The following is a 4,746-nucleotide window of genomic DNA, read 5'->3' on the forward strand; positions in this document are numbered from 1 at the left end:
CCCTCCCCGCCCCCCCCCCCCCCCCCACGCCCCCCCCCGCCGCCAGGCGGAGGGGGCCTTCCGTGGATCCGGAGCGTGGTGCCGGGGCTCAGCTCTGCTGGGCGTTCTGCCCCACGTAGTACTCGAACAGTAGCCCGCCGACGGCGATCAGGATCGCGACCGCGGCGATGGCGATCAGCCAGAGGTACCAGAACGCGATGCCCAGCCCCATGAGGGCGGCGGTCAGCGCGAGGGTGAACGGCCAGTAGCTCGCCGGGCTGAAGAAGCCCAGCTCGCCGGCACCGTCGGCGATCTCGGCGTCCTTGCGGTCCTCGGGGCGAGGGTCGATCCGGCGTGAGACGAACCAGAAGAACCCACCGATGAGGATGGTGAGCCCACCCGAGAGCGCCAGCGCCGTGGTGCCGATGGGCTCCCGGGCCCAGACGCCGTAGACGATCGCGCAGACGAAGCAGAACACCGCGATGAGATTGAAGATCAGTGCCTCGACCTTCACGGCCGCGCCTCCTCGAGCATGTGGGGGGTCCGGTTACCGGGAGCGGAGACCTCAGTCACCGGTCTGCTGAAGGTCCTCGACCTTGTCCAGGACCAGGTCCAGCGGGGTCGTGGTGCTGGCCTCGCCCGGCTGCCCGATCTCCTCGAGCGCCTCGTACGTGCCCAGCCCGGACTGCCGGGCGGCCAGGTAGTCGTCGTACTCCTCGCCGGTGACTGCGCGGACCTCGAAGTTCATGTAGGCGTGGTACGTGCCGCACAGCTCGGCGCAGCGGCCGACGTAGGCGCCCTCCTCGCGGACGGTCACCTCGAAGACGTTGTCCCGGCCGTTCTCGTTGCCCGGGATCACATCGAGCTTGAAGAGGAACTCCGGCACCCAGAAGGAGTGGATCACGTCCGCGGAGGCCAGCTCGAAGCGCAGGGTGCGGTCGGTGGGCACGACGAGGATGGGGATCTCGGTGCTCGTGCCCACGGTGTCGACCGGCTCGCCATCGGGGCCCGCGGTCTCGGGGTACACGAACTGCCAGTTCCACTTGAAGGCGTTGACGGCGATGACCTCGTCGGGGTCCTCGCTGATCTGCCGCACCTGGTTCTGCGTGTTGATCGTGAAGAAGAAGAGGCCGGCGATGATGATGAACGGCAGGATCGTGTAGACGATCTCCAGCGGCAGGTTGTACGCCGTCTGCCGCGGCAGCTCGTCACCCTTCTTGCGGTGCCGGATCACCGTCCAGGCGATGAGCGCCCAGACCGCCGCGCCGATGATCAGCGCCGCGTAGGTGGAGCCGATCCACAGGTTCTGCATCGCCTCGGCCTCGTCGGTGATGCCCTCGGGCCATCCCCACCGGACGAAGTTGCGCTCCCACCATTCGGCCTCGCCGAGCTCGCATCCGGTGAGGGTCAGCGCCCCCAGGAGACCGAGCGCGGCCAGCCGCGCGAGCCTGCTGCCTCGAGCCACTGCTCGCTGCCTCCTCGTCCTCCGCCCGGCTCCCGAGCGGTCATTGCAACGGATCTCCACCGGTTCTCGGCAGACTGCAACCACGCCGAACTCAGTGTGGGCCGAGACTAGCCGACCCGCCTCAGGGGCTGACCACCGGAGACGTCCGGGCGGGTCGCAGCGGGAGGGCCCACGGTGCAGGGATGCGGGGGCGGCCTGCGCCGACCCCCGCCGCGGGCGCCGGCGCCCACCCGCCGCGGCACGCCCGCCGTCCCGGCCGCCGGCGCAGACGGGACGGTTAGAGTCGGTGCCGTGTTCTCCCGGCTGCTGACCCCGAAGTGGGTGCTCCTGCACCTGCTCGTGGCGGCCTTGTTCGTCGCCACCTTCTTCCTCGGCCACTGGCAGCTGTCGAAGGCCGAGGCCGGCGGCGGCGCGGTGAACTGGAGCTACGCCCTGCAGTGGCCGCTCTACGGCTTCATGGGCCTGTGGTTCTACGTCCGGATGGTGCGCGTCGAGCTGCACCGCTCCCCCGACGACGACCAGCCGGGCAACGCGGTGGTGCTGTACCAGCGGCCGCGGATCGACACCAGCGGCGACCCCGAGCTCGCCGCCTACAACGCCTACCTCGCCGAGCTCAACGAGCGGGCCCTGGGACAACGGAGCACCGATGGCCGCTGAACGGACCGCCACCCCCACCGGTCGGGGCGACGACCGCAGCGTGGGCGCCGCCCTGCAGCGGTACCGGGCCATGGCACTGGTCGTCGGTGTGCTGCTCGTCGCGCTGTTCTTCGTCGCCGTCCCGCTCGAGTACATCTGGCACGTCCCGGAGCCGGCCACCGTGCTCGGCACCGCGCACGGTTTCCTGTACGGCCTGTTCCTGCTGGCGACGGTCGACCTCGCGCTGCGCGCCCGGTGGACGCTCCAGGGCACCGTCCTGACGTTGGTCGCCGGCACTGTCCCGGTGCTCTCCTTCTACGCCGAGCGGAAGGCGACCGCGAAGACCCGCGCCGGCGAGCGCGTCTGACCTCCCTGGCCACCCCCCGACCCCCGGAGTCCCCCGCCCCATGTGTGGCCTGCTCGCCTACTTCTCGACCGACGCCCCGCGCGTGACCGAGGGCGTCGTGTCCGACGTCCGCGACGCGCTGCACTGCCTGCGGCACCGCGGCCCGGACGAGAACGAGGTCTGGCACGACGACCGCGTCGTCTACGGTTTCAACCGGCTGGCCTTCATCGACATCGAGCACAGCCACCAGCCGATGCCCTACGCCGACGGCCGCTACCGGATCGTCTTCAACGGTGAGATCTACAACTACGTCGAGCTGCGCCAGGAGCTCGCGGCGGCCGGTGCGACCTTCGCCACCGAGGGCGACACCGAGGCGATCGTCGCCGGCTACCACCTGTGGGGCGAGGAGATCGTCGACCGGCTGCGGGGCATGTTCGCCTTCGTCATCTGGGACAGCGAGACCCGCACCGTGTTCGGCGCCCGGGACCCCTTCGGGATCAAGCCGCTGTTCACCACCCGCCTGGCCGACGGCGCGATCGCCTTCTCCTCCGAGAAGAAGGCGCTGCTGGAGATGCTGGGCGGCAGCACGGCGGCCGGCGGCGTCGACCCGGCCTCGCTGCAGCACTACCTGACCCTGCAGTACGTGCCGGAGCCGGCGACGCTGCACCGCGGCATCCGGCGCATCGAGAGCGGCACCCGCTTCCGCGTCGTCGACGGCGAGCTGTCCACCGAGCGCTACTTCCACCCCTCCTTCCCGATCCGGCCGGTGGCGAAGGACGAGCAGCAGGCGCTCTACGACCGGATCGCCGAGGTGCTGGACGACTCCGTGCGGGTGCACATGCGGGCCGACGTCACCGTCGGCTCCTTCCTCTCCGGTGGCATCGACTCCACGGCCATCGCGGCGCTCGCCAAGCGCTACAACCCCGACCTCCGGACCTTCACGGTCGGCTTCGAGCGGCACGGTTTCTCCGAGATCGACGTCGCCGCCGAGTCCGCGGCCGCGATCGGGGTCGAGCACATCACCAAGGTCGTCACGCCCGAGGAGTTCGCGGAGTCGATCCCGCTGGTCGTCTGGTACATCGACGACCCGGTCGCCGACCCGGCGCTCGTGCCGCTGTACTTCGTGGCCCGCGAGGCGCGCAAGCACGTCAAAGTGGTGCTCTCCGGCGAGGGCGCCGACGAGCTGTTCGGCGGCTACAACATCTACCGGGAGCCGCTGTCCCTCGCCGCCTTCGACAAGCTGCCCGGGGGCGTCCGGCGCGCTCTCGGCACGCTGTCCACCAAGCTGCCCGACGGAATGCGCGGCAAGGACCTGCTGCGGCGCGGTTCGATCCCCCTGGAGCAGCGCTACTACGGCAACGCGCGCATCTTCCGGGACGAGGAGCTGACCTTCCTCGAGAAGCGCGACCCGGACCTGTCGCACGTCGCCGTCACCCGCGAGCTGTACGAGCGCACCCGCGCGGCCGGCTACGACGACGTGACGGCGATGCAGTACGTGGACCTGTTCACCTGGCTGCGCGGCGACATCCTCGTCAAGGCCGACAAAATGACGATGGCCAACTCGCTGGAGCTGCGCGTCCCGTTCCTCGACCCGGAGGTCTTCCGGGTGGCCTCGACCATCCCGGTCGGCCAGCGGGTCACCAAGGAGACGACGAAGCACGCCCTGCGGCGCGCCCTCGAGCAGATCGTGCCGCCGCACGTGCTGAACCGCCGCAAGCTCGGCTTCCCGGTCCCCACGCGCCACTGGCTGGCCGAGGACCTCCACGACTGGGCCCGGCAGATCATCGAGGACAGCGGGACCGAGGAGTGGCTGGACAAGCAGCAGGTCCTCGCCATGCTCACCGCGCACCGGCAGAACCAGCGGGCCGGCTCACCCGTCGACCACTCCCGCAAGCTGTGGACGCTGCTGGTCTTCATGGTCTGGCACGGGATCTTCGTGGAGCAGCGGATCACCCCCGACGTCCCGGAGACGGTCTACCCCGTCCGGCTCTGACAGCGGCTGGCTCACCGTGCGGGGTCCTGACTCACCGTCGACCGTGAGCCAGGACCCCCGGCGATCAGGATGCTCCTATGGATCGTCAAGCGGCCGAGGCGATGTTTTCGGCCGACTGGGCGGGGCGTAGGACGTAGTAGAGCTCGCGGGCGATCATGCGCTTGAGGCAGCGGATGATGTCCTTCTTCGACAGTCCCTCTTTAGTGCGGCGTTCGACGTAGGCACGGGTGCGTGGCTCCCAGCGCATCCGGCAGAGCGCGACGCGGTAGAGGGCGGCGTTGGCTTGGCGATCGCCGCCGCGGTTGAGCCGGTGGCGGTGGGTTCTGC

Annotated in this window: 6 protein-coding genes; 3 read left to right on the forward strand and 3 right to left on the reverse strand. The window is 70.1% G+C overall.

Annotation, left to right across the window (positions count from 1 at the left end):
• Positions 1–88: 88 nt before the first annotated feature.
• A complete protein-coding gene (locus tag QOZ88_RS18200; RefSeq protein WP_306001131.1) occupies positions 89–493 on the reverse strand; it encodes a cytochrome c oxidase subunit 4 in 405 nt (134 codons plus the stop codon).
• Positions 494–544: 51 nt separating this feature from the next.
• Positions 545–1,444 (reverse strand): aa3-type cytochrome oxidase subunit II, encoded by a 900-nt coding sequence (gene ctaC / locus QOZ88_RS18205; RefSeq protein ID WP_306001132.1) that lies wholly within the window; start codon positions 1,442–1,444, stop codon positions 545–547.
• Between the two features lie 291 nt (positions 1,445–1,735).
• Here ctaC and QOZ88_RS18210 point away from each other — a divergent pair, with 291 nt between their 5' ends.
• From QOZ88_RS18210 to asnB, 3 genes are read left to right on the forward strand one after another with little or no spacing between them, the layout of a single operon-like run.
• Complete coding sequence (locus QOZ88_RS18210) at positions 1,736–2,101, forward strand: metalloprotease (protein WP_306001133.1); 366 nt, start codon at positions 1,736–1,738, stop codon at positions 2,099–2,101.
• Positions 2,091–2,447 carry a DUF3817 domain-containing protein gene (locus QOZ88_RS18215; protein ID WP_091931331.1) on the forward strand — a complete coding sequence of 119 codons (357 nt, stop codon included), beginning with the start codon at positions 2,091–2,093 and terminating at the stop codon, positions 2,445–2,447. Before QOZ88_RS18210 ends, QOZ88_RS18215 begins: the two co-directional genes overlap by 11 nt.
• Before the next feature lie 40 nt (positions 2,448–2,487).
• Positions 2,488–4,419 carry an asparagine synthase (glutamine-hydrolyzing) gene (gene asnB, locus QOZ88_RS18220; RefSeq protein ID WP_306001134.1) on the forward strand — a complete coding sequence of 644 codons (1,932 nt, stop codon included), beginning with the start codon at positions 2,488–2,490 and terminating at the stop codon, positions 4,417–4,419.
• Positions 4,420–4,504: 85 nt separating this feature from the next.
• Here the strand turns inward: asnB and QOZ88_RS18225 are convergent.
• Positions 4,505–4,746: transposase (locus QOZ88_RS18225; RefSeq protein WP_306001135.1), on the reverse strand; the 242-nt coding region annotated here is incomplete at its 5' end.

The sequence above is a fragment of the Blastococcus carthaginiensis genome, assembly GCF_030731085.1.
GTDB classification, from domain to species: domain Bacteria; phylum Actinomycetota; class Actinomycetes; order Mycobacteriales; family Geodermatophilaceae; genus Blastococcus; species Blastococcus carthaginiensis.

Excerpts from the sequence above, each read along its gene's own strand:
- QOZ88_RS18215 (WP_091931331.1), top strand. The coding sequence starts at position 2,091 with ATGGCCGCTGAACGGACCGCCACCCCCACCGGTCGGGGCGACGACCGC.
- asnB (WP_306001134.1), top strand. The coding sequence starts at position 2,488 with ATGTGTGGCCTGCTCGCCTACTTCTCGACCGACGCCCCGCGCGTGACC.